This window comes from Polaribacter sp. Asnod1-A03, from assembly GCF_045063585.1.
Taxonomy (GTDB): Bacteria; Bacteroidota; Bacteroidia; order Flavobacteriales; family Flavobacteriaceae; genus Polaribacter.
Genome location: NZ_JBEFOE010000009.1, coordinates 3,481,428 through 3,506,006 on the forward strand (window position 1 = coordinate 3,481,428; position 24,579 = coordinate 3,506,006).

The 24,579-nt window shown below is 28.5% G+C and carries 30 protein-coding genes and 1 tRNA gene; 19 read left to right on the forward strand and 12 right to left on the reverse strand.

The features are described from left to right. Window positions 1-2 precede the first annotated feature (2 nt). Window positions 3-653, forward strand: coding sequence for a hypothetical protein (locus ACJJVY_RS15600; protein WP_405610928.1), 651 nt, complete (start codon window positions 3-5; stop codon window positions 651-653). An 88-nt stretch (window positions 654-741) separates the two neighbouring features. On the opposite strand, the gene ACJJVY_RS15605 is transcribed toward ACJJVY_RS15600, so the two are convergent. After that, a tRNA-Leu gene (locus ACJJVY_RS15605) sits at window positions 742-823 on the reverse strand. A gap of 126 nt (window positions 824-949) precedes the next feature. Here ACJJVY_RS15605 and ACJJVY_RS15610 point away from each other — a divergent pair. From ACJJVY_RS15610 to ACJJVY_RS15630, 5 genes are all read left to right on the forward strand, one after another. Continuing rightward, entirely contained in the window at window positions 950-1,891 is a 942-nt protein-coding gene (locus ACJJVY_RS15610) for a ribose-phosphate pyrophosphokinase (protein ID WP_405610931.1), read from the forward strand. Window positions 1,892-1,910: 19 nt separating this feature from the next. Then, window positions 1,911-2,489, forward strand: coding sequence for a 50S ribosomal protein L25/general stress protein Ctc (locus ACJJVY_RS15615; protein WP_405610934.1), 579 nt, complete (start codon window positions 1,911-1,913; stop codon window positions 2,487-2,489). Between the two features lie 204 nt (window positions 2,490-2,693). Next, window positions 2,694-3,260, forward strand: coding sequence for an aminoacyl-tRNA hydrolase (pth, locus tag ACJJVY_RS15620; RefSeq protein WP_405611682.1), 567 nt, complete (start codon window positions 2,694-2,696; stop codon window positions 3,258-3,260). Between the two features lie 45 nt (window positions 3,261-3,305). Next, entirely contained in the window at window positions 3,306-3,806 is a 501-nt protein-coding gene (locus ACJJVY_RS15625) for a hypothetical protein (protein WP_405610937.1), read from the forward strand. 5 nt (window positions 3,807-3,811) lie between these two features. Beyond that, the gene (locus ACJJVY_RS15630) at window positions 3,812-4,561 is read left to right on the forward strand and encodes a hypothetical protein (protein WP_405610939.1); all 750 of its coding nucleotides are present in this window, start codon (window positions 3,812-3,814) and stop codon (window positions 4,559-4,561) included. Window positions 4,562-4,595: 34 nt separating this feature from the next. Here the strand turns inward: ACJJVY_RS15630 and ACJJVY_RS15635 are convergent, their stop codons facing one another. The 8 genes from ACJJVY_RS15635 to ACJJVY_RS15670 form a co-directional block, all read right to left on the reverse strand. Beyond that, complete coding sequence (locus ACJJVY_RS15635) at window positions 4,596-5,144, reverse strand: hypothetical protein (RefSeq protein WP_405610942.1); 549 nt, start codon at window positions 5,142-5,144, stop codon at window positions 4,596-4,598. Between the two features lie 50 nt (window positions 5,145-5,194). Further along, window positions 5,195-5,644, reverse strand: coding sequence for a 6-pyruvoyl trahydropterin synthase family protein (locus ACJJVY_RS15640; protein WP_405610945.1), 450 nt, complete (start codon window positions 5,642-5,644; stop codon window positions 5,195-5,197). A gap of 176 nt (window positions 5,645-5,820) precedes the next feature. Beyond that, window positions 5,821-7,320: a GH3 auxin-responsive promoter family protein gene (locus ACJJVY_RS15645; protein WP_405610948.1), complete on the reverse strand. Its 1,500-nt coding sequence runs from the start codon at window positions 7,318-7,320 to the stop codon at window positions 5,821-5,823. After that, window positions 7,320-8,186 carry a M23 family metallopeptidase gene (locus tag ACJJVY_RS15650; RefSeq protein WP_405610951.1) on the reverse strand — a complete coding sequence of 289 codons (867 nt, stop codon included), beginning with the start codon at window positions 8,184-8,186 and terminating at the stop codon, window positions 7,320-7,322. Before ACJJVY_RS15650 ends, ACJJVY_RS15645 begins: the two co-directional genes overlap by 1 nt. A 48-nt stretch (window positions 8,187-8,234) precedes the next feature. After that, window positions 8,235-8,816 carry a nicotinate (nicotinamide) nucleotide adenylyltransferase gene (gene nadD / locus ACJJVY_RS15655; RefSeq protein ID WP_405610953.1) on the reverse strand — a complete coding sequence of 194 codons (582 nt, stop codon included), beginning with the start codon at window positions 8,814-8,816 and terminating at the stop codon, window positions 8,235-8,237. 42 nt (window positions 8,817-8,858) lie between these two features. Continuing rightward, entirely contained in the window at window positions 8,859-9,437 is a 579-nt protein-coding gene (gene gmk / locus ACJJVY_RS15660; protein WP_405610956.1) for a guanylate kinase, read from the reverse strand. An 82-nt stretch (window positions 9,438-9,519) separates the two neighbouring features. Then, on the reverse strand, window positions 9,520-10,386 hold the full coding sequence (locus ACJJVY_RS15665; RefSeq protein WP_405610959.1) for a YicC family protein: 867 nt from the start codon (window positions 10,384-10,386) through the stop codon (window positions 9,520-9,522). A gap of 37 nt (window positions 10,387-10,423) precedes the next feature. After that, window positions 10,424-11,320 (reverse strand): DMT family transporter, encoded by an 897-nt coding sequence (locus tag ACJJVY_RS15670; protein ID WP_405611685.1) that lies wholly within the window; start codon window positions 11,318-11,320, stop codon window positions 10,424-10,426. A 132-nt stretch (window positions 11,321-11,452) separates the two neighbouring features. On the opposite strand from ACJJVY_RS15670, the gene upp reads away from it, so the two are divergent. Further along, window positions 11,453-12,106, forward strand: coding sequence for a uracil phosphoribosyltransferase (gene upp, locus ACJJVY_RS15675; RefSeq protein ID WP_405610962.1), 654 nt, complete (start codon window positions 11,453-11,455; stop codon window positions 12,104-12,106). On the opposite strand, the gene ACJJVY_RS15680 is transcribed toward upp, so the two are convergent. Then, window positions 12,083-13,015, reverse strand: a complete 933-nt coding sequence (locus ACJJVY_RS15680; protein ID WP_405610965.1) for a DUF6427 family protein — start codon at window positions 13,013-13,015, stop codon at window positions 12,083-12,085. The two genes, upp and ACJJVY_RS15680, sit on opposite strands and share 24 nt — an antisense overlap. Window positions 13,016-13,056: 41 nt before the next feature. On the opposite strand from ACJJVY_RS15680, the gene ACJJVY_RS15685 reads away from it, so the two are divergent. Beyond that, the gene (locus ACJJVY_RS15685; RefSeq protein ID WP_405610968.1) at window positions 13,057-13,278 is read left to right on the forward strand and encodes a DUF6341 family protein; all 222 of its coding nucleotides are present in this window, start codon (window positions 13,057-13,059) and stop codon (window positions 13,276-13,278) included. 9 nt (window positions 13,279-13,287) lie between these two features. Beyond that, a complete protein-coding gene (gene trmB / locus ACJJVY_RS15690; RefSeq protein WP_405610971.1) occupies window positions 13,288-13,959 on the forward strand; it encodes a tRNA (guanosine(46)-N7)-methyltransferase TrmB in 672 nt (223 codons plus the stop codon). A gap of 65 nt (window positions 13,960-14,024) precedes the next feature. Here trmB and ACJJVY_RS15695 read toward each other — a convergent pair whose 3' ends face one another. Beyond that, complete coding sequence (locus ACJJVY_RS15695; RefSeq protein WP_405610974.1) at window positions 14,025-14,423, reverse strand: hypothetical protein; 399 nt, start codon at window positions 14,421-14,423, stop codon at window positions 14,025-14,027. Window positions 14,424-14,543: 120 nt separating this feature from the next. On the opposite strand from ACJJVY_RS15695, the gene ACJJVY_RS15700 reads away from it, so the two are divergent. After that, complete coding sequence (locus ACJJVY_RS15700) at window positions 14,544-14,879, forward strand: MGMT family protein (protein ID WP_405610977.1); 336 nt, start codon at window positions 14,544-14,546, stop codon at window positions 14,877-14,879. Window positions 14,880-14,979: 100 nt separating this feature from the next. Here ACJJVY_RS15700 and ACJJVY_RS15705 read toward each other — a convergent pair whose 3' ends face one another. Further along, window positions 14,980-15,393 (reverse strand): hypothetical protein, encoded by a 414-nt coding sequence (locus tag ACJJVY_RS15705; protein WP_405610980.1) that lies wholly within the window; start codon window positions 15,391-15,393, stop codon window positions 14,980-14,982. 293 nt (window positions 15,394-15,686) lie between these two features. Here ACJJVY_RS15705 and ACJJVY_RS15710 point away from each other — a divergent pair, with 293 nt between their 5' ends. The 9 genes from ACJJVY_RS15710 to pgi all read left to right on the forward strand — a co-directional run bounded on the left by ACJJVY_RS15710 (window position 15,687) and on the right by pgi (window position 24,400). After that, window positions 15,687-16,820, forward strand: a complete 1,134-nt coding sequence (locus tag ACJJVY_RS15710) for a P-loop NTPase (protein WP_405610983.1) — start codon at window positions 15,687-15,689, stop codon at window positions 16,818-16,820. A 7-nt stretch (window positions 16,821-16,827) separates the two neighbouring features. Continuing rightward, window positions 16,828-17,064 (forward strand): NifU family protein, encoded by a 237-nt coding sequence (locus tag ACJJVY_RS15715; RefSeq protein ID WP_405610986.1) that lies wholly within the window; start codon window positions 16,828-16,830, stop codon window positions 17,062-17,064. Between the two features lie 101 nt (window positions 17,065-17,165). Next, on the forward strand, window positions 17,166-17,450 hold the full coding sequence (locus tag ACJJVY_RS15720) for a hypothetical protein (RefSeq protein ID WP_405610989.1): 285 nt from the start codon (window positions 17,166-17,168) through the stop codon (window positions 17,448-17,450). Window positions 17,451-17,554: 104 nt separating this feature from the next. Continuing rightward, on the forward strand, window positions 17,555-18,064 hold the full coding sequence (locus tag ACJJVY_RS15725) for a ferritin (protein ID WP_405610992.1): 510 nt from the start codon (window positions 17,555-17,557) through the stop codon (window positions 18,062-18,064). A gap of 383 nt (window positions 18,065-18,447) precedes the next feature. Further along, entirely contained in the window at window positions 18,448-19,563 is a 1,116-nt protein-coding gene (locus ACJJVY_RS15730) for a choice-of-anchor J domain-containing protein (RefSeq protein WP_405610995.1), read from the forward strand. Window positions 19,564-19,650: 87 nt separating this feature from the next. Continuing rightward, the gene (locus tag ACJJVY_RS15735; RefSeq protein WP_405610998.1) at window positions 19,651-20,568 is read left to right on the forward strand and encodes a tryptophan 2,3-dioxygenase family protein; all 918 of its coding nucleotides are present in this window, start codon (window positions 19,651-19,653) and stop codon (window positions 20,566-20,568) included. Between the two features lie 109 nt (window positions 20,569-20,677). Beyond that, window positions 20,678-21,448: a DUF3108 domain-containing protein gene (locus ACJJVY_RS15740; RefSeq protein WP_405611001.1), complete on the forward strand. Its 771-nt coding sequence runs from the start codon at window positions 20,678-20,680 to the stop codon at window positions 21,446-21,448. A 102-nt stretch (window positions 21,449-21,550) separates the two neighbouring features. Further along, on the forward strand, window positions 21,551-22,828 hold the full coding sequence (locus tag ACJJVY_RS15745) for a peptidoglycan DD-metalloendopeptidase family protein (RefSeq protein ID WP_405611004.1): 1,278 nt from the start codon (window positions 21,551-21,553) through the stop codon (window positions 22,826-22,828). 3 nt (window positions 22,829-22,831) lie between these two features. Further along, entirely contained in the window at window positions 22,832-24,400 is a 1,569-nt protein-coding gene (gene pgi, locus ACJJVY_RS15750) for a glucose-6-phosphate isomerase (protein ID WP_405611007.1), read from the forward strand. Window positions 24,401-24,579: the final 179 nt, after the last annotated feature.

The following is a 24,579-nucleotide window of genomic DNA, read 5'->3' on the forward strand; positions in this document are numbered from 1 at the left end:
ATATGAAGATAGGTATAATATGCGAGGGTCATACTGATAGAGCAGTCATTCAAAATATATTGAAAGGTTTAAAAGGCATAGATTCATCAGAGATTGCGGCGTTGAGACCAGATCTGAGTGTTGATGAAACTGATAGATCTCAAATGAGTGAAGATAATTTTAGTAATTGGAGTTTAGTTAAGTCTGAATGCGAAAATCAAGAAAAAATTGATCGCTTTTTAAGCATTGAGGGTAATGACTTTGTAGTTATACAAATTGACGCTGATATGTCAGATGAATATGGAGTTCCAAAGCCTATAAAAGATGCAAATTACTCTGATAAAATGAGAAATTCCATTATAATAAAGATTGATGAATGGTTAGATAATAATTATAAAGATCATATATTATATGCTATTGCATTAGAAGAGACAGAGGCATGGATTTTAACTATTTATGATACTAAAGATTCTACAAAGAGCGCAGATCCTAAAGCTAAATTGAAGCGAACATTATCCAAAATGAGTATTTCCTATTCTCAAACTCATTCAGGTTTTTCTGATATCTCAAAAAAATTCTCAAAAGAAAAAAACTTTACTAAAGGTAAATTTAGAGACTATAATAAGAGTTTAGATGAATTTTGTAAAGAAATAGAGCAAAAAATAATAGTTTAGAAATACAAAGCTTAATAATAGGTAGCCCTATAAGTAGCCCCAAAAATTAAAAAACCCTTTAAAAACAATGTTTTTAAAGGGTTTATAGTACTCAAGGTGGGAATCGAACCCACACTCTCGAAAGAACTGGATTTTGAATCCAGCGCGTCTACCAATTCCGCCACTTGAGCATAAAATTTATTCGGATTGCAAATGTATTAAAATATTTTATTTTAAACTGAAAAAATAAATGCGAAACTCAATAAATAATTTCTACTTTTGCCCTTCACAACAACATAACAAAAAAAAACAATTAAATGCCTACAAATCAGCTTGCACCAAAACTATTTGCTTGTAGACAAAGCACAGTTTTGGCAGAAAAAATTGCAAAAGAATATAATACTACACTAGGAAAAGTGAAAACAACATACTTTAGCGATGGAGAATTTCAACCAGCTTTTGAAGAATCTGTTCGTGGAAGAAGAGTTTTTATTATCGGTTCTACATTTCCTAATTCTGATAATTTAATGGAAATGTTATTGATGTTAGATGCAGCTAAAAGAGCATCTGCAAGACATATTACAGCGGTTATGCCTTATTTTGGTTGGGCAAGACAAGATAGAAAAGATAAACCAAGAGTTGCTATTGGTGCAAAGTTGGTAGCAAATTTATTACAAACTGCTGGTGCAACAAGAATTATGACTATGGATTTACATGCAGATCAAATTCAAGGGTTTTTCGAAAAACCAGTAGATCATTTGTTTGCATCAACTATTTTTATGCCTTATATAAAAAGTCTTAAGTTAAATGATTTAACAATTGCTTCTCCTGATATGGGAGGTTCTAAAAGAGCATATGCATATTCTAAACACTTACATTCTGATGTTGTAATTTGTTATAAGCAACGTAAAAAAGCCAATGTAATTGGGCATATGGAGGTTATTGGAGATGTAGAAGGAAAAAATATCATTTTAGTAGATGATATGATTGATACAGGAGGAACTTTAGCTCATGCAGCAAATTTAATGAAAGAAAGAGGAGCATTAAGTGTAAGAGCTATATGTACACACCCAATACTTTCTGGAGGAGCTTATGAGAAAATAGAAGAGTCTGCATTAACAGAATTAATTGTTTCTGACACAATTCCGTTAAAAAAGAAGACGTCTAAAATAAAAGTTGTATCTTGCGCGCCATTATTTGCGGATGTTATGCACAAAGTGCAAGATAACACTTCAATTAGTGACAAATTTTTAATGTAAATACTTAATAAAGAAAGTAATGAAATCAATTTCAATTAAAGGATCAAAAAGAGAAAGCGTAGGTAAAGTAGCAACTAAGGCCTTACGTAATGCTGGTATGGTTCCTTGCGTTATATACGGAGGAGATAAACCAGTTCATTTTTCTTCAGAAGAAAAAGCGTTCAAAAGTTTAGTATACACTCCAAATGTATATACTGCATCTATTGACGTTGACGGAGAAAAAATAGCTGCAATTTTGCAAGACATTCAATTTCACCCAGTATCTGACAAAATCTTACACGTAGATTTTTATCAGTTATTTGATGATAAAGAAATTACAATGAACATTCCTCTTCGTTTAGTAGGAAAGTCTAAAGGTGTTGCAATTGGTGGTGCTTTACGTCAAAATTTACGTAAAATAAAAGTAAAAGCTTTACCAGCAAACTTACCAGATTTTATAGAAGCAGATATTACTGAGTTACAAATTGGTAATAAATTATACATCAGTTCTTTAAAGAATGATGATTATGCTATAATGCACCCAGATAATACTGTGGTTGCACAAGTAAGAATGTCTCGTAATGCAAGTAAAGCAGCAGTAGAAGAAACTGAAGAATAAACCTTTTCGGTAATCAAAAATTAAAAAAAGCGTTACAAACTAGTTTGTAACGCTTTTTTATTTTTCTATTAATTTATTTAATGGAGTTTTTAGAACTAATAATGAGTTTTTGTATTATAGAATTCTTCTTATTTTTGAAGAATGAATTTAAAAAGCTTTTTTTTTAAAGTGTTTGGTGTAAAAGTTGAAAGTAAAGAAGAATTAATGAAGAAATTTTTAATTGTTGGTTTAGGTAATATAGGAGATAAATATACCAATACGCGTCATAATATTGGTTTTAAAATTGTTGATGAACTTGCAGAAGAACACAATGTTACTTTTACAACAGAAAAATTAGGAGATGTAGCTACATTTCGTTTTAAAGGAAGAACTTTTATTTTATTAAAGCCAAGTACGTTTATGAATTTAAGCGGAAAAGCAGTTAAATATTGGATGGAAAAAGAAAAAATAGGTATTGATAATTTATTAGTTATTACTGATGATTTAAACATCGATTTTGGAACCATTAGAATTAAAGCAAAAGGAAGTGATGGTGGGCATAACGGATTAAAAGACATTCAAGAAAAACTTGGAGGAAATAAATACCCAAGATTCCGTTTTGGAGTTGGTGGCAATTATAGCAGAGGTAAACAAGTAGATTTTGTTCTTGGTGATTGGAATAAAGAAGAAACTAGTCTTTTAATAGAGCGTTTACCAACTTCAGCTAAAGCTGTAATTTCTTTTGGTACAGCAGGTTTAGCTAATACAATGAATACATTTAACGGTAAGTAAACATTAGGCTCAGTTTATTTTAATACTTTTAAAAAAAGTGTTTTTATGAAAAAACTGATACTATTAGTAATTATTTCAACAACATTATCAAGTTGTTTTTATTTTAATGGAGAGTCTGAAGGAATTGGTGGCGATCCTTTTTATTCCAACTATGATCCTGTAGTTTTATCAAGAAATGAGTTCGAAAATTCAATTGAAATTTTAGAACCAATGCCTGTTATAGAATCATCTAAAATATATATTATTAACGATTATATATTTATAAATGACAAAAGAACGGGCTTTCATATTTTTGATAATACAGATTCATCAAATCCTATCAAGAAAAAATTTTTAAAAATTCCTGGAGCCACTGATATTGCTATTAGAAATAATACTTTATATATAAACCAAGCCACAGACTTAGTTGTTTTAACGATGGATTTTACCGCGTTAGAAATCAATTTAAATAAAAGGCTTAAAGATGTTTTTCCTGTACTAACGTCTCCAGAAGGAGAAGGTTATTATGAAGGAGATGAGGTGGTTGTTAATTGGATTTTAAAATAGAGGTTATGAAAAAGAAATTATCTATCATTTTATTTTCGGTTTTATTTATCTTTTCTTGCAGTCAAGATTCTAATGACACAACAAGCTCTGATATTTCTGTAGACGGACAAGGAGGTTCTTTAGCTACATTTGCTTTAAAAGGAGATTATTTATATACAGTAGATTTTTATAATTTATCAGTATTTAATATTCAAGATGAAACAAATCCTATAAAAGTAAATACTGTAAATGTTGGTTTTAATATAGAAACTTTATTCAGTTTTAAAGACTATCTGTTTATAGGGTCTCAAGATGCCATGTATATTTATGATGTTTCTAATGCAGAGTTACCAAACAAATTATCTCAATCTAATCATTTTAGAGCTTGTGATCCTGTAGTAGCTAATGATGTAAATGCTTTTGTTACTTTACACTCTAATGCGAGTTGTGGAGGAGTTGTAAACGAACTAAAAACTTATAATATAGAAGATATAGAAAACCCAATATTGTTAAATACAAGAGGTTTAACAGAGCCTAAGGGATTGAGTTTGTATGGAGATAATTATCTTTTGGTATGTGATGACACTGTAAAAATATTTGATATTACTAACCCAGATGATTCTATATATCTTAATGAAATTAATACAGTAAATGCTACAGATATTATTATAAGAGACAATAATGCCTTTATAATTTCTGATTACTCAATTGATCAATATCTATTAGATTATAATAATATAACTAACTTTACTAAAATTAGCACTTTTACCTTCTAAAAGAGAAAGTTTTATAGAATTTTAAATTATAATATTATTTTCTAATAAGCGTAATATCATAATTTAAAATAATTGTATTAACTCCATCAGTTTCCTCTGTATCTCTTGAAAAACTTAAGCTGGTTTCATTAAAACTGTATACTTCTACATTTCCATCTATTAAACCATTTGTACTTATAGAAGTAAAAGAAATAGTATTATCTACTGTGTTAATGGTGTAGTTACCAGAATCATTCAATTCAATAATTTCTATATTTTCTACAGGATCTCCAGTTACAGGTGTAATTGTAGATACAAGTCTATAAAGGCCTGTAGCATTATAGGTGCCATCTATATTAAAAGTACAATCTATCTGAAAAGTATCTCCTTGGCTAACAGAAGTTGCTAATGTAAATGGTAGCATAACTCCAGCTACTTCCGTTTCGGATATTACTTCAGTCTGTATAAATAAATTACTAATATTATATGTACCGGAAATATTCTCATTAGTTAAACTTAAAGGAATCTCGTTATCTTCTTTATCACTACAACTTGTAATTGATATAGAAATAAATAGAATTAAAATGTATTTTAATACCTTCATTGTATTTCAGTTTTAGTATGTTATGTTTTAAGAATATTCTTTCTTAAAATTTAATTTTCACTAGCAAACCATTCTGCAAAACTAGAATCTGTTTCTTGTAGTTTCATTGAATGAAGTTTAATATTATTGGGTAATCTATTCTCTATTTTTTGAGCAAAATCAATAACCATCATTTCACTTGTTGGTTGATAGTCTACTAGCAATACATGATGGCCCCTATCCATTAACTCTTTTGCTAATTCTACATGAGGCGTGTTTTTATTAAAAACAGTTGCATGGTCAAAAATATCTACAATTTCTTCGTTTACAATTTTCTTTAAATCACCAAAATCTATAACCATTCCAAATTTCACATTAGATGAGTCAGTTATTGGTTTTCCAGAGACTGTTACAGAAAGTTTGTAAGAATGGCCATGCACATTTTTACATTTTCCATCATAACCATATAATGCATGTCCTGTTTCAAAACTAAACTGTTTGGTAATTCTAATCGTGCTCATTTAATATTTTATTGAGTTTGTTAATTCTAGTAGTTTTTTTTGTTTTATTAAAATTAGTAGAATCAACAAATATTGATTTAACGTCTGTTTCTAAATTTGTTGTAAAAGTAAACAATAACTACCGCTATTGTTAGTCCTAAAAATAAATAATCTCCTCCCATTTTATTTGTATTTTATTAATTTTTAATTAAAAAATTATTTAAAATATCAGCAATTTTTCTGTTATCAGATAATTGCGGAATTTTATTTTGTCCTCCAAATTTACCAATAGATTTCATATATTCATGAAAACCACCTTTTTTAACTTTTCTAATGATTAAAGGGCGTAGAACTTTTCCTTCAATTAAATCGAAATAATAGATGTTTTGGCTTTGCATAGAAGCATCAACTTTTAATGCAAAATCTTCTAAATTTTCTGGTTCATTTTCAAATTCTATAAACCATTCGTGGTAAGGTAAACCATTTTCTGGGTTTACTTGTGGCGCTACTGTAAACTCACTGATATTTATATTTGTATCAATAATAGAATCGTTTAAAGCTTTTTCTACTTCTTTACCTATAACATGTTCGCCAAAGGCGGATATAAAATGTTTTATTCTACCAGTAACTTTAATTCGATAAGGTTTTGTTGATGTAAATTCTACAGTATCACCAATGTTATAACCCCAAAGACCAGCGGTTGTATTTAGTATAATTGCGTAGTTTACTCCAATTTTTACATCCTTTAAAGAGATTCTTGTAGGGTTTTCGTTAAAGAATTCATTCGCAGGAATAAATTCATAGAAAATACCAGAATCTAATTGTAGTAACATTCCTTTTTCTGTTTGGGAGTCTTGATATGCAATAAAGCCTTCTGATGCTGGATATAGCTCTATATAGTCTATCTTTTTACCAATTAAACTTTCGAACTTGTTTTTATAGGGTTCAAAGTTTACTCCTCCGTAAATAAAGAAATTAAAATTGGGGAATAATTCTGATACAGATTTGCCTGTCTTTTCAATCAGTTTTTCAAAATACATTTGTACCCAAGAAGGAATTCCGCTAATTACAGACATATCTTCATTAATGGTTTCTTCTACAATGGCATTTACTTTAGTATCCCAATCTTCAATACAGTTGGTTTCCCAACTTGGTAGTCTGTTTTTTAATAAATATTGCGGTACATAATGAGCTACAATTCCGCTTAGTCTACCAAGTTTTACTCCATTTTTATCAGTTAAAACTGGGCTTCCTTGTAAAAAAATCATTTTACCATCTACAAAGCTTGCGTCTTTTTTTTCTTTAATATAGAATAACAAAGCATTTCTTGCCGCTTTAATATGTGTTGGCATAGACTCTTTGGTAATTGGTATGTATTTTGCGCCAGAGGTTGTACCAGACGTTTTAGCAAAATATAGTGGTTTACCCGTCCAAAGAATGTCTGATTCTCCTGCAACAATTCTATCTACATATGGTCTTAATCCTTCGTAATCTGTAACTTTTACTTGCTTTTTAAAATCGTCATAATTAGAAATAGTAGAAAAGTTATGATCTTTACCAAATACAGTTTTACTACCTTTTGATATTAAGTTTTTAAAAACTTTTTCTTGAGTTTTGTGAGGGTTATTGGCCCACTTAAAAACTTTTTTGGTTGCTATGTTAGCAAATGGAATTGCAAAAAGTGATTTAATACTCATTATTTAAAATCTATAAAGTTTGTTGGGTTAACGGCATAACCACCGTTCCACAGTTCAAAATGTAAATGAGGTCCTGTTGTTAATTCTCCTGTAGAACCGACGGTGGCAATTACTTCGCCAGATTTTACAAAATCTCCTTGTTCTTTTAGTAAATTACCGTTGTGTTTGTATACAGAAATATATTCTTTTGCATGTCTTAAAATGATTACGTAACCAGTTTCTGTAGTCCATCCAGAAAAAATAACTGTTCCGTCTGCAGTTGCTTTAATAGGTTCTCCTGTTTTTGCAGTAATATCTACAGCAAAGTGTTTGGATGTAGCCTCAAAACTTTGGGAAATCTTACCATTTAAAGGTGCGAAAAAAACAATTTTAACTTTACTTTTTGCACTGTTCTCTAAAGAAAAACGGGTTTCACTCTCTATTTTTTCTCTAAAAATAGAGTCTTCTTTAGTAGCGTCTAACTTACTTTCGTCAATAAGTTTATTCATAGCTTCGTTCTGTATAGAATCGATACTTTCTGGTTCTATATCTCCAGTTAAAACAGGTTTTAATGCTTTTGTATAATTTTCTAAAACGGCTAATTTAGTTTTTAAAGAATCTGCCTCAAAGGTTAAGTCTGCAGCTCTTCTTTTTAATTCTGTAGAAGAATAACCAGGTATATATTCTTTTAAAGGGGTAAAAGCAATTAATAAAATTGTGCTAGAGATAAGTAAAATTGAGAAAAATCCACCTAAAACAAATACATTTAATCTAGATAATTTAAGAGAAAAACGTTCTTGAAAAGTATCTTCATTTAAAACAACTAACCTAAATTTATTGGTTAGTTTTTGTTTAAGTTTTCCTTTTTTTTTATTCTTTTGAGCCACAAAAAATTATTTGATATTTAACAAATATACAACGAAATTTATCTGAATTTATTTTCTGTAAAAATTCATTTCATCTAAGTATTCCCAAACTTCTTCGGTTAAAAGAGGTTGTATGTTTTTTTGTTCTTTTACTCCCTTTCTAATCATTGTAGAAGAAATCTGAATAATAGGTGCATCTACTTTATGAATTTTTGAATTATTTGTAAACTGATGATCAAAATTACCATCAGTAATTCTTGGGTACACATAAATATGATGATGTTCTAAAATGGTTTCATAATTTTTCCATTTATGTAAACTTTTAAGATTATCCTCACCCATAATTAAGCAAAATTCTTTATTTGGATATTTATCAGAGATATGTGCTAAGGTGTGGGCGGTGTAGTTTGGTTGAGGTAAATTAAACTCGATATTAGATGGTTTAATTTTTAAATATTTTTCTGTTGCTCTGTAAACCATTTCAAAACGATGATGATTGTCTAGTAAAGAGTTCTTCTTTTTAAACGGACTATGAGGTGTTACAACCATCCAAATTTCATCTAAATCAGAATTTTCTACCATATGATTGGCAATAATTAAATGCCCAACATGTATTGGATTGAATGTGCCAAAATATAAACCTACTTTCATTATTGTTTCTTTACTGATAAAACTTTATGGAGAAGCTTAATTTTACTTCTCTAAAAATTGACTAACTAATTCTTCTGCTTCTTTTAAAGCAACTTCTAGTTCGTAATTTTTAATAATTTTATCAAACTGTGGTGCTGTTGCTAACTCTACAGATGCTTTTGCAATACGCATGTTTATTTTATCTTCACTTTCTGTAGAACGCTTTTTTAAACGAATTTTTAACTCATCTACACTAGGTGGTTTTACAAAAACAGATAACGTTTCTTCTGGATATTTCTTTTTAATTCTTAAGCCACCAACAACATCAATGTCAAAAATAACATGTTTTTTTAATGCCCAAATACGCTCTACTTCACTCTTTAAAGTTCCGTAAAAATTATCTCTATAAACTTCTTCCCATTCTAAAAACTCGTCAGTTTTTATTTTATTTTTAAATTCTTTAAGATTAATAAAGTAGTAGTCTTCGCCATGTTTTTCTTCTCCTCTAGGAGATCTAGAAGTTGCAGAAATAGAAAATTCTAAATTAAATTTTTCTTGCTTTAATAAATGACGAACAATTGTGGTTTTACCTGAACCAGAAGGTGCAGAAAAGACGAATAATTTTCCTTTAAAATCTGACATAAACTTTTAATTTTTGTCATTCTGAATTTATTTCAGAATATTTTATATTATTAATAAAAGGCTAAAAATTAATTTAGCTTTCTTAAAGTACGTTTAAAATTTGTTCTTTAATTTGTTCTAGCTCGTTTTTCATTTGAATAACTGCTTTTTGCATTGGTGCAAAATTAGCTTTAGAACCTGTAGTGTTTATTTCTCTACCCATTTCTTGAATTACAAAACCTAACTTTTTTCCATTAGAATCTGGTGTAGCCAATGTTTCTAAGAAATAATCTAAATGATTAGCTAAACGAACCTTTTCTTCGTTAATATCTAATTTTTCTAGATAATAAATTAATTCTTGTTCAAAACGATTTTCATCAATATCTACCTTTAAATCATCAATAGCCTTTTTTAAACGTGTTTTTACGTTTTCAATTCTATCACCATCTAAAGCTTTTACTTCCTCTAAATATTTTTTAATGTTGGCAATTCTTTCTTTAAAATCAATTTCTAAAGAAGCAGCCTCATCAATTCTATATTGTACAATCTCTTTAATGGCAATATCTATATTTTGGTTGATAAGATTCCATTCATTTTCATCTAATTCTTCGCGTTCAGTCTTTAACGCATCTGGCATTTTTACCGCCATTTTTAACAACTCAATATCATCCGAAGTGCCATTTTGTACTACATTTCTTAGTTGTTGCATATAATCTTTTACAACTCCATGGTTTACAGTTGTAGAGGTTTCGTCTGCAGTCATTTCTACAAAAACAGAAAAATCTACTTTACCACGTACCAAAGCACTTGCTAGTTTTTTACGTACAGCTAATTCTTTTTCTTTGTAATAAGAAGGAATTCTAACGTTTAGATCGAGGTTTTTACTGTTTAAAGATTTAATTTCTATGGTTACTTTTTTGGTAGGTAATTGTAATACAGATTTACCATAACCTGTCATAGATTGAATCATAAAATGGAAAAAATTTAGATGAGGAGCAAATATAGTTTTATTTAGTAGAATTTTCTACTTGTTTGGTTACTAAATAGACACCTGTAAAGATGAGTATAGTAGAACCAATTTTTATTAGGTTTAAAGCATCACTACCAACCATTAAAGCATAGATTGTAGCAACAACAGGTTGTAGATAAATAAAAACACTAACTGTTGTCGGTTTTAATTTTTTTAAGCCAAAAAGATTAAAAAGATAAGTTATGCATGTTGTAAATAAGATAATAAAACCTACTTTTAATAAAATGTCTGTTGGCATTGTAGCCCAATCTACTTCTATTAAATCTAAAAACCCAAAGGGTAAAACATAAATTAAACCGAAAAGATAAAACCATTTTACAAAAACGATTGGATGATATTTATGGATTAGTTTTTTTGCTAGAATAAGATAAATACCATAAGAAGCAGCATTTATAAAAACTAAAAAATTACCTAACATTCTATTACTTGCATTTCCATTAGCTTTATTTCCGTAAATAATTAAAACAATAGTACCAATTAAACCAACAACAATACCTAGTATTTTTCTTGGAATAATTTTTTCTTTGTACATAAAACTAGATACAATGAGTACAATAATTGGTGTAGTAACCATCATTACAGAAGCACTAATGGGGGTTGTTAGATTTAGTCCTTGAAAATAACAGAGCATATTTAAAGCAACACCAAATAAAGCAGCAATTGCCATACTTTTAAAATCTTTTCTTTCTATTTTTTTTGATTTTATAAAAATACCAGCAGTCCAAAAAACTAGAACAGCACCGCTAACTCTCAAAAGAATTAAACCAAAAGGTTTTACATAATTTGGCATAATATCTTTAGCAATTGTAAAAGTAATACCGTAAATTAAAGTTGCAATAGAAACTGCAATAAGTGCTAATGTTCTTTGATTTATCTTCAAAATATAATTATAAGATGGTATTGCAAATTTGGGAATTAATTTTTAATAAGATGAAATAACTGAATCATAGTTTTATAATTTATCTCTAAAACAATTATTTTATATTTGTTATTATAAAACAATAAGATGACCATTCACCACTTACAAGAAACGAATTCTATTTTAAATAAATTTATTTCAGAAATTAGAGATGTAAATATTCAAAAAGATTCACTCCGCTTTAGAAGAAATATAGAAAGGATTGGTGAAATTCTAGGTTATGAGTTGAGTAAAGAGTTAACTTACTGTAGTACAGGAGTAGAAACTCCTTTAGGAGTAAAAGAAGAACAATTACCGAATAAAGATGTTGTTTTATGCTCAATATTAAGAGCAGGTTTGCCATTACATCAAGGATTATTAAATTATTTTGATGATGCAGAAAATGCTTTTATTTCAGCGTATAGACATCACCCTAATAATGATGCAGATTTTAAAATTGTTGTAGAATATTTTGCAGCTCCTTCCATAGAAAATAAAATCTTGTTATTGGCAGACCCAATGTTAGCTACTGGACAATCTTTAGTGGCGGTTTTAGAAGCGATAAAAAAATACGGAACTCCAAAGGAAATACATGTTGTTGCCGTTATTGGTTCTACAGAAGGTATTGAGTTTATAAAAGATAAGTTTCCAGAAAATACACATTTATGGATAGCCGCTATTGATACCGAGTTAAATGACAAAGGTTATATTGTACCAGGTTTAGGAGATGCTGGTGACTTAGCTTTTGGTGCTAAATTGTAATAAAAAAGTAACAATAGTTGCTAGTAGTAAAACTGCAAATAAAATATCTTTTACCATTTTCTTTTTTATAATTTCAAATCCGTTAGCAATTATTGTAGTTGATGGTATTATAAAAAAAAGGATTTCAGTACCGTCTTTTGTGTCAATAACCAAAGCAAAAGCAATTGAAGTTATTACATTAATTATTAAAAGAATCCAACTTTTTCTAAAAGAATTATTTACCGATAATGCTTTTGGTGATTTTAAGAAAATAGCAATTGTTGTGAGTGTAATTAGACTTACAAAAATCCATATTGTACTGTCTTTTGAGTAAAAAGAGATGTTGTTTAATTCATTAAAGTAAAATAATTGAATAAAATTTTCTGTAGAATTATTCCAAAATAAATATGAAAAATAGATGATTAACGGAGAAGTAAATCCAATAATCGGGGTTAAAAAAGTATTAATAGAAACTTTTTTTTGTAACAAATTAGAACTGTAAATTAGAATAGAAAATAAGATGGTAAAAGGTTCTAAAATAAATAGAATGCTAAGCCAAAATCCACTATCAAATAATTTTTGAATTATATTTTTGTCGGTGCGTAAGCTATATATTTTTCTTAAGAAAAGTAAGTAAATTAAGAGTGTTGTAAGGGTTTTTATATTTAATAGTTTAGGTAATAAAAGTATGGTAGTTAGCGTGAAAATAAAAAATGCGTAAGAATGATCAAAAGTTAATTTATTTTTAGTTACAATAAAGTTATAGAAGAAATAAATAACTAAAAAAAGGAAAATAAACGAAATGTTTTCTATTGCTTTATACCAAGTAAAATCTCCTGTAAAAATGGTTGCAAAAAAGAAACAAAAGAAGCCTATTAAATAAATTGTAAAATTGATTGGTTTAGATTTCTCTAAAAAATTGGCTAGCATTGTTTCTTTTGTTATTTTTGCAAAGTAAAGATAATTAAGTTATGACAACAAGCAATATTTTTAGATGGATTGGTAGTTTATTTACTGATTTTTTATTTGTTCCTTTTAAGTGGTTACGTTTAGATGTTGCCCAAAGTGATTTAGGATGGTGGATTTCCAACGCAGTTAACTGGGGATTCCTAGTAGTTCTTTTATTATTACTAACATATTGGATGAGTGAGTCTCTTAAGTTTAAGAGAGAAGGAACAGAAGATAGAGCTTAATTTTAGAATTTGGGAAGTAAAAATAAGCTTAAACGTTTCAAAGAAAATGAAACGTTTAAAAATGTCATTCAGCCAACTAGAGAAGAAGTTGTAACAGATTTTTCTTTTAAAGGTAAATGGCATTCTTTTTTTGGAAATAAAAACCCTATTGTTGTTGAGTTAGGTTGTGGTAAAGGAGAATATACGATTGCTTTAGCTAGAAAAAATCCTAATAAAAATTTTATAGGAATTGATATTAAAGGAGCTCGTTTTTGGCGAGGAGCTAAAACTGCGATTGAAGAAGATTTACCAAATGTAGCCTTTGTAAGAACTCAAATAGAATTAGTAGATTATATCTTTGCAGAAAATGAAGTTTCTGAAATTTGGATTACTTTTCCAGATCCTCAAATAAAATTTCAACGTACTAAACATAGAATGACAAATTCTAGTTTTTTAAAAAAGTACCATCATGTTTTAAATGAAGATGGTGTTATGAATTTAAAAACTGATTCAGAATTTATGCATGGTTATACTTTAGGGTTGTTACACGGAGAAGGACATGAGATTTTATATGCAAATCATACTGTGTATAAAAATGAAGGTGCTCCAAAAGAAGTTACAGAAACTCAGACTTTTTATGAAAATCAATATCTAGAAGTTGGTAAACCTATTACATATATTAAGTTTAAGTTGAAGTATTAAACTTAAAAAAATCACCAATTGTTATAACAAGTTGGTGATTTTTTTTAAAAGTACTTACAAAAATATTAATTGATTATTTTTTCGAATTTACCACTCCAAGAAAGTCCTTCTAAATTAGATTCATAATAAAAAGTATTGCCTTTCTTTCTGACTATTTTTGTATTCATAATAGTACCAATTTCAAATGGTAAATCATTCTTTTGTATTTCTGTAATTACTAATTTGTATTCTTCTTTAGTTGTCCATTTTATTTTAGCTTTTATAAATTCATTATTTGGGTAGAGCTCTGTGTAAAAATTATCTTTTATCTCAACGATAACATCACATTTTTCAGTGCAATACTTATATTTACCGTCTTGCAAGTATTTTTCTGTTTCTAATACCTTTTGCTGATTTAAATTCTGAGAATAGAAATTTGTATTAAAACTTATAATACAAATTAAAATATATATAAAGTTTTTCATAATAAAGGGGGTTTAGAAGTATATCTAAATTTATTAAATATAAATTTATCAAAATATGATAAGAGTCATATTTTGATGGTTTTTGGCTTCTTTTTATATTTCATTTTGTAGATTCACATAGTGAAAAATGCTGATAATTTTTTTGAAAAAGTATATGCTGTAACACGTTTAATTCCGTTTGGACGTGTAACAAGTTATGGGGCAATTGCAACGTATTTAGGTGCTGCAAGATCTGCAAGAATGGTTGGTTGGGCAATGAACAAAGCACATAGTTTAGAGGATGTACCTGCTCATAGAGTTGTTAATAAAAAAGGTTTACTTACAGGTAAACATCATTTTGATGGTACAAATTTAATGCAACAATTACTAGAAAATGAAGGGATTATTGTTGTTGATAATCAAATACAGGATTTAGAAAAAGTTTTTTGGAATCCTGCAGATAATCTTTTAAGTTAATTTTTAATAAAATTATACGGGTAGTTTATTCTATAAACATAAAAAAAGTCATCAATATATATTGATGACTTTTTTTATGTTTATTTTGTTAAGCTAAAAACTAGTCAACTTTTTTAAATTTACCAGTCCAAGTATTTTGGTTAGATCCAAGTAAGTCAGACTCATAGTAATATTTATCTCCCTTAACTTTAGTTATTTTAGTACTTAATTTAGTACCTGCTTTAAAAGGTAAGTTTTTTTTCTTTAAGTCAACAATAGTAAGAGTATATTCATCTTCAGCAACCCAATTTATTTTAGCTTTTATAAACTCATTGTTTGGGTGGTGTTCTGTGTAATATCCTCCTTCAATTGATACCATTATTTCTTCTGATCCAAGTTTGTAACTATAAGTACCATTTTGAAGTGCAGTTTGTGAAGATTCTGAATCAAAAAACTCAGTTTCAGTTTCTTCGATTTCAACCATTGCTATGTCTTGTGCATAGGTATTAACTGTTAATGCAAATGTGATTAACAAAGTCGCTAGGGGTGTAATAAAATTTTTCATAATGTGGGGGGTTTATTATGTTTATGTATAAATTCACAGTAAAGATATGACTTTTTAACAATAGAACACTACCATTCGTCGAAAAAGTTGAAAAAAAATTTGTTTTTAACAATTATGAAGTATTTAGTTTACAATAAAATTACATAGTTTCTTTTTTGAAAGGTATTAATAATGTTTATTAAGAGATAATAAGAATGTATATATTATGTAATTAGTAAGATGTATATTTGTTGTTTAGAATTAATAATAATTAGAACCTATAAATGAGTTTTAAAAAACAAGATATATACAAAGTTTTAGAAACTATTACTGCTCCTGGAGAGGGTAAAAGTTTAATAGAGAATAAGAATGTAACAAATGTAGTGGCTTTTGGAGATGAGGTAATTGTGGATGTAACTATTAGCAATCCTACTTTACAAGCAAAAAAGAAAATCGAAACAGAGATAATAAAAGCAATAAAAACAAATGTTGATGAAAACATTGATGTAAAAATTAATGTAAAAGTAGAAAAACCTGCACCTAAAGGAAATCCTAATCAAATTCGAGGTAAAGAAATACCTAATATAAAAAATATAATTGCTATTGCCTCAGGTAAAGGAGGTGTTGGTAAATCTACAATTACAGCAAATACAGCTATTTCTTTAGCTAAAATGGGTTTTAATGTAGGTGTTTTAGATGCAGATGTTTATGGTCCGTCGCAACATATTATGTTCGATGTAGAAAAACAGAAGCCACTTTCTGTAAATGTAGATGGTCGTTCTAAAATGAAACCAATCGAAAATTACGGAGTAAAATTATTATCGTTAGGTTTTTTTACAAATCCAGATCAAGCAGTTATTTGGCGTGGACCAATGGCTTCTAAAGCATTAAATCAATTAATTTTTGATGCAGATTGGGGTGAATTAGATTTTCTGTTGATAGATTTACCTCCAGGGACAGGAGATGTACATTTATCAATAGTACAAGCATTACCAATTAACGGTGCTGTGGTAGTTAGTACACCGCAAAACATTGCTTTAGCAGATGCTAAAAAGGGAGTTGCGATGTTTCAGCAAGATAGTATTAAGGTGCCTGTTTTAGGAATTATAGAAAATATGGCGTATTTTACACCAGAAGAATTGCCAGAAAATAAATATTATATTTTTGGTAAAGATGGTGCAAAAAACTTAGCGGAAGATATTAATACTAAGTTTTTAGGAGAAGTTCCGTTAGTGCAAAGCATTAGAGAATCAGGAGATGTTGGGCACCCTGTAGCTTTGCAAAAAGATACTGTTTTAGAAAAATCATTTAACGATATTACTAAAGAAATGGTTGCTCAATTATTAAAAAGAAATGAAAATTTACCTCCAACAGAAGTTGTTAGAATAACAACAATGAGTGGGTGTAGTACAAAATAATTAAATTATGACAGCAGAAGAAACACTTAGTAATGTAGAAAAAGCATTAGAAGAAATTCGTCCGTTTTTAGTAAGTGATGGAGGTAATATTAAACTTTTGTCAATAGAAGATGCCGTCGTTAAAGTTCAATTAGAAGGAGCTTGTACAGGTTGTTCTGTAAATCAAATGACATTAAAAAACGGAGTAGAAGCAACAATTAAAAAATATGCCCCACAAATTGATGAGGTAATAAATGTGGCTTAACATTTTTATTAAATTAGTAATGTTCTATTTATTTTAAAACATTACTAATTTTTTTTAAAAAGTTGTTTTTATTTATTCTAAATAATGATTACTTTCGCTGCATGAATATCTTAAGCGACGTAAAATTTAATATACAAATTAAGAAAATAACATTTTGTCAATACCAATTATGTATTGATGATAAGTTAATGACGCTTAGTTTTCCTCAATTACTACAATTAAGAAACAAAATAAATAGTTTAACTAAACCAGAGAGTTTAGAAAATATTATTGAAAAAGAAAATTTTGTTTTGCTTTTCATCGCAGATAAAAAACATTTAGTTTTTTTAGAGATTCCTAAATTGTTAGATTTAAAAGAAGAAATTTCATTTTGTTTCTATAATTAATAAGCTTTTTTTTACAGTATTCTTATTTAGATTGTCTTTAAATTTTGTTCCAAATTTACTAGGAATAACAATTTCCTTTACTTTTGTTGTAAAACCAAGAAATTATGAAGACAGCTATAAGAAAACAAATGACAATTAATCCAGAGGTGATGGATTCTTTGAATAATCAAATTTCAATGGAAATGCACGCATCTGCCTCTTATTTAGCGATGGCATCATGGTGTGATCAAAGAGGTCTTTTAAATAGTAAAGCTTTTTTTTACAATCAATCAGAAGAAGAAAGAGGGCATGCGATGAAAATATTTTCATTCGTAAATGAAAATGGAGGAGCAGCTATATCACCATCAATAGAAAGTGTAAATAATGATTTTGATAGCTTAAGGGGTGTTTATGAAGCATCTTTAGAGCAAGAGATAAAAGTAACAGAGTCTATTTTTAAGACCTTTAAGCAAGCTAGAAGCGTAGATGATTTTACAACTGAAATCTTTTTACAATGGTTTATTACAGAGCAGTCAGAAGAAGAAGATACATTTAGAAGTATTTTAGATATTTTTGATTTAATGGGAGATAATACACCGTTAAAAATGATTGATGAAAGGTTACCAAAAGAGTAATTTACTTGATACAAAAAAATAAAATCCGAAATGTTTTCATTTCGGATTTTTTATTTTAGTAATAACCTTAAAGAAGATGTAATTGTAATAGTGCGGATATAAGTGTTTGTATAGGTTGTTCTGTAAATCAAAAGACATTTACTCTAAAAAATTTAAAATACTAACTAACTAAATATGAGATAGAATTAGAAAGTTTGTAAACTTAGCTTACTCTCATTTTTTTATTTGTGAAAACATATTTAAACTCTTTAGATATTATTCTAAAGATTGCTTTTATTTTAAGTTAATAAGCTGAATTAAATATTTTGTTATTTTCAATAAAAATCAAAAAAAGATATTTATAATTCATTGTTTTTTATATTTTTATAAAAAATATAAAAAATATGAAGAAAATTACTTTATTTATTGCATTATTATTAACCGCTTCTGTTTTTGCTCAGTTCCCAGAAAGTTTTGACACCGAAATACCTGAAACTTGGGAGGTTTTTATCGGTGAGAATGGTTTAGGAACAAGTGGTACATGGTATCACAATGAAAGTGGTTATGCTGTTGTTTCTTGGGATAGTGATACGGGTGGAGGAATAGCTGAAAACTGGCTGGTTAGCCCAAAAGTAAGTGTGTTAGAAACAGCATCTATACTCACTTTTTTTACAGCAGATTATTATGCAACTGATTACGGGTCAGAAATGACAATAAGAGTTTCTACAACAAGTCAGGTAAATATTTCTGATTTTACAGTTTTAAAAACTATAGATGAATTAGATATTACTACAGCCGCAACTTTTGAATCATTTTCCGTTGATTTATCAGATTATATCGGGTCAGAGGTTTACATTGCTTTTGTTATGTCAAATGATGATGGAGATGCTTGGTTTTTAGATGATATAGATTTAGTAGCTAATGCATCTGCACCTAATCCTGTTACGGATCTTTTACCTGCAAATGGAGCTGTTGATGTAGCGATTGATACTAGCGATGGAGATGATGATGATACAGACCCAGATAATACTGTTACATTTAGCTGGGTGCCAGCATTAGACGGTGATTCTGCCACTGGCTATGAAGTGTATTTAGGTGATTCTGCCACCTCTTTAAATTTATTAGGTACAGCAACAAGTAGTGCTGTAAATATTTTTGGTATGGAATATTCGACAACTTATTATTGGTCTGTTGTAGCAACTAATGTTGGTGGATCTGCTATAGGTTCTGTTGTGTCAAGTTTTACTACAGAATCAGATCCATCATTGTCTTTAGAAGATAATAAGCTTTTTGGTTTAGAAGTTTTTCCTATACCAACTAAAGATGTTTTAACAATCAATTCTCAAGAATTACCAACTAAAGTTTCGATTTTTAATTTATTAGGAAAAGAAGTTTTAACATTTAAAGAAACGGAAATTAAAGATAACACTGTAAATATTTCTGCTTTATCTAAAGGTGTTTATATGATGAAGATTACTATAAATGAATCAATAAAAACATTGAAAATTATAAAAGAATAATCTCTTATAGCATTATTATTAATTTTTTAGAAAAAGAACAAAGGGAATAATAGTTTCTCTTTGTTCTTTTTTTGTTAATTTCAGCTCATGGATAGAGATGAAATTTTAAAAGCAATAGAAGAAAAGTACCATAAACTTGGAGTTCCCGTAGATTCTATGTTAGAAGGTTTGCTTTGGAGTACACCAATTACCTACTGGGATTATATTCAGACTGATGCACTTTTAGGTTTGCAAACTCCAAGAACTACTCAGCCAGATGAAATGGTTTTCATAATGTATCATCAGGTAAATGAATTGTTGTTTAAGATGATTTTATGGGAAATTGATCAGGTAGCAAAAATGTTAGAGATTTCTGCAGATAAATTTTCTATGCATTTAAATAGAATTAGTCGTTATTTTGATATGTTATGTAGTTCTTTTTCAGTAATGGCAGATGGTATGGAGAAAGAGCAATATTTAAAGTTTAGAAATACTTTAACTCCTGCAAGTGGTTTTCAATCAGCGCAATATCGTAAAATAGAGTTTGCGTCTACAGAATTGATTAACTTAATTGATGCTCGCTATAGAGATACTATAGATAGGAACTCTTCATTTAAAAACGCTTATAATCATTTGTATTGGCAAGCTGCTGGTAAAAATTATACCACAGGACAAAAGTCTACATTATTAAATCTTTTTGAAAAAAAATATCTCGGAGATTTTATTGATTTTATGGAGGATTATAATGATATTAATCTTTCTAAAAAGTTTAAACAATTACCTAAAGAAGTTCAAGAAAATGAAGATTTAATAAAAGCTATGCGACATTATGATTATACCGTAAATGTAAAATGGGTAATGGCTCATTATAATGCGGCTGGTAAATATTTAGGAGGAAAAGAAAAAGACTTAGAAGCTACAGGAGGCAGTAGTTGGCGTAAATATATGCATCCAAAATATCAACGTAGAATATTTTATCCATATTTATGGAGTAAGGAAGAATTAAAAAATTGGGGAGACTTTTAAAAGTAGAAATCTAAATAAAAGGTTAAAAATTCATTTACAAATAGTTAGTGTTTTGCTTTTTTATATTTTGGAATGGTAATTGTCAATCCTTTTTTATATGTTTGGTTTTATGAGAAAAAATGTTCTATTATTTTTTACCTTGTTTTTTATAAGTATAACTTTTTGTCAAGAAAAAGTTTCTGCATTTAAAGGAGGTGAGGAGTTGCGTTACAAAATGAGTTATAGTGGTTTTTTAAGAGCAGGTACTGCTGTTTTAAAAGTTGAAGAGAAAGAATATCAAGGCAATAAAGTTTTTCATACAGTAGGAAAAGGATGGACCTCTGGAATGATAAAATGGTTTTTTGCAGTTGATGACAGGTATGAGAGTTATTTTGATAGAGATACAATTAAGCCATATATTTTTAAAAGAAAAATTGATGAAGGTGGTTATAAAAAGCATAGAATAACGTCATTTAATTACGGTTCTAACAATGCTTATATTCAAGATTTTATTAGTCAAAAAGATACTTCTGTTTCTTTTGTAGATGTACAAGATATGTTATCTTCTTTTTATTATCTTAGAAATCAGAATGTAGAAAATATGGATGAAGGAGATGAAATAGCAATTGATATGTTTATGGATTCGGAAATATATCCTTTTAAATTACGTTTTTTAGGTAAGGAAACGATAAGAACAAAATTTGGAAAAATAAAAACACTCATTTTTAGACCATTTGTTCAGTCAGGTAGAGTTTTTAAAGCTCAAGAAAGTGTAACTCTTTGGATTACTGATGATTCTAATAAGATACCGGTTAAAATAAAAGCAGATTTAGCAGTTGGATCTCTTAGGGCAGAATTAGAATCGTATAAAGGTTTAGTTGGTCCTTTCGTTAAAAATTAGGAAATTTTTAACGAAACCGTTTTAGGAAGTTCACAGTTATAGTATACTTAAAAATCATTTTTATTTGTACTTTTGGAGACTAAATTAAATAGCACTCGTTTTTTGAAAAGAATAACTCTCCTTTTAGTCTTAATTATATCATTTTCATCTTGTAAAAAAGAAATAGAAAAACCTGTTTCGATTCCAGTAATAGTAAAGCCTAAGCCAATATTTAAATTCGGTTATAATTTAGATAATTATAATGTAATACAAGACACTATTAAAAGTGGTGAAAGTTTTGGTATTATATTAGATAGGCATCATGTTTTTTATCCAAAAATTAATGAAATTGCAACCAAAATAAAAGATACTTTTGATGTAAGAAGAGTTAGAGCTGGTAAACCATATACAATTTTAGCAAGTAAAGATTCTACAGAAAAGGCTCAAGTATTTATTTATAAACACGATAAAATTAATGCAACAGTTATAGATTTTAAAGATTCTGTAATTGTAGCTAAGCGTCATAAAAACCCTGTTAAAAGAGTTGTAAAAACAGTAGAAGGAGTAATAGATTCTAATTTATCTGTAACTATGGATAGTTTACATCTATCAGGAGTTTTAACAAATTATGTGGCAGATATTTATGCCTGGACTTTAGATTTTTATAAACTTCAAAAAGGAGATTCTTTTAAAATTACTTTCGAAGAAAAATACATAAATGATTCATTATTTGCGGGCTATGGAGATGTTAAATCTGCAGTATTTAAACATAAAGGACAAGATTTATATGCTTTTAAATTTGTTGCAGATACAATTAATGGAGTTCCTGAATATTATGATGAAAAAGGGAATATGTTGCGTAGTCAATTTTTAAAATCTCCAATTAAATTTCAGTATAGAATTTCATCTAGATATAATTTAAAAAGAAGAATTGCTTATTACGGAAATAGAATAAAGCCTCATTTAGGAACCGATTTTGCTGCAAATATAGGTACGCCAATTATAGCGACTGCAAGTGGTACGGTTGTAGAATCTACAAGAAGAGGTGGTAATGGTAAGTTTGTAAAGATAAAGCATAATAGCACTTATTCTACCCAATATTTACATATGAGAAATCAGAATGTAAAAAAAGGTCAATATGTTAAACAAGGAGATGTTATTGGTTATGTAGGAATGACAGGTAATACTGGTGGGCCACATGTTTGTTATCGTTTTTGGAAAAACGGTAAGCAAGTAGACCCTCTAAGTCCAAAGTTAAAACTACCAGAAGCAGAACCTTTAAAAGAAAGTATAAAACCTAGATATTTTGAGTTTATAAAAACACTTAAATATCAACTTGATAGCAGAATTATTCCCGTTCAAGAACCGGAAGAAATTAGAGAAATAATTGCAAAAAACTAAAAAATGGCTTTAAAAAACATCAACCCAACAACTACAAAAGCGTGGCAAAAAATAACTGATCATTTTGCTGAGAACAAAAACATTAACATTAAAGATTTAATGAAAGATGATAATAGAAAAGATGATTTTTCTATTGAATTTGATGATTTGTTAGTAGATTTTTCTAAAAATAGAATTACTAAAGAAACGATAAGTTTATTGGTAGAATTGGCAGAAGAAGTTGGTTTAAAAGATGCTATTGAAAGTCAGTATTCTGGTGAAGCGATAAATGCTACAGAAGGAAGAGCTGTTTTACATACGGCGTTAAGAAGTACTTCTGATGAACCAGTTTTGGTTGATGGAAAAAATATTAAGCCACAAATACAATCTGCTTTAAGAAAAATTAAAAGTTTTTCTAATAAAGTTATTTCTGGTAAATGGAAAGGTTATACTGGTAAATCAATTACAGATATTGTAAATATTGGTATTGGTGGTTCAGATTTAGGACCAGATATGGTTGTAGAATCTTTACAGTTTTATAAAAATCAATTAACAACACATTTTGTTTCTAATGTAGATGGAGATCATGTTTCTGAAGTAATGAAGAAATTAAACCCAGAAACAACTCTTTTTGTAATTGTATCAAAAACATTTACAACACAAGAAACTATTTCTAATGCAGAAACACTTAAAAATTGGTTTTTAAAATCAGCAACTATTTTTGATATTCCAAAGCACTTTGTAGCTGTTTCTACAAATTTAGAAGCTGTTGATAGTTTTGGTATTGATAAAAAGAATGTTTTTCCGATGTGGAACTGGGTTGGAGGTCGTTTTTCTCTTTGGTCTGCAGTAGGTTTGTCTATTAGTTTGTCTGTTGGTTATGGTAATTATAGATTACTTTTAGATGGAGCAGAAGAAATGGATATCCATTATAAAAACACAGATTTTGATAAAAATATTCCTGTTATATTAGCATTGATAAGTGTTTGGTATAATAATTTCTATTTAGCAGAAACAGAGGCTGTTTTACCTTATTCTCAATATTTAAAGAAACTACCAGATTATTTACAACAAGCTATTATGGAAAGTAATGGTAAAGGTGTAGATAGAAATGGAGATAAAATAGATTATCAAACAGGCACTATTGTTTGGGGTAGCACAGGTACAAATATGCAACATGCATTTATGCAGTTGGTTCACCAAGGTACAAAGTTAATTCCTGCAGATTTTATCGGTTATAAAGAGTCTTTATATGGTTTAACAGAACATCATAAAAAATTAATGTCTAATTATTATGGTCAAATGGAAGCTTTGGCTTTTGGTAAAACAAAAGAAGAAGTTCATTTAGAATTAAAAGTTTCTGGTAATGAAGATAAAATTAATTCACTACTTCCTTTTAAAGTTTTTGAAGGGAATAGACCAAGTAATGCAATTCTTTTCGATAAATTAACACCAAAATCATTAGGAAAATTAATAGCTCTTTATGAGCATAAAATCTTTACTCAAGGGGTTTTATGGAATATCTATAGTTATGATCAGTTTGGTGTAGAGCTAGGAAAAGAGTTAGCAAAGAAATTGTTGAATAATCAATAAAAATTCATTTTCGATATCAATAAACTATCATTTTATTAATATTGTTGTGTTTTGTTGATAACTATACCTGTTTTTTTAACACTTGTATTCAATGTTTAGTTAATTATTTATTATTTTTGAGCGTCTTAAATTTTTGTTAAACCTTAACATTAAGTTAACACGCGTAAAATGCAAAAGAG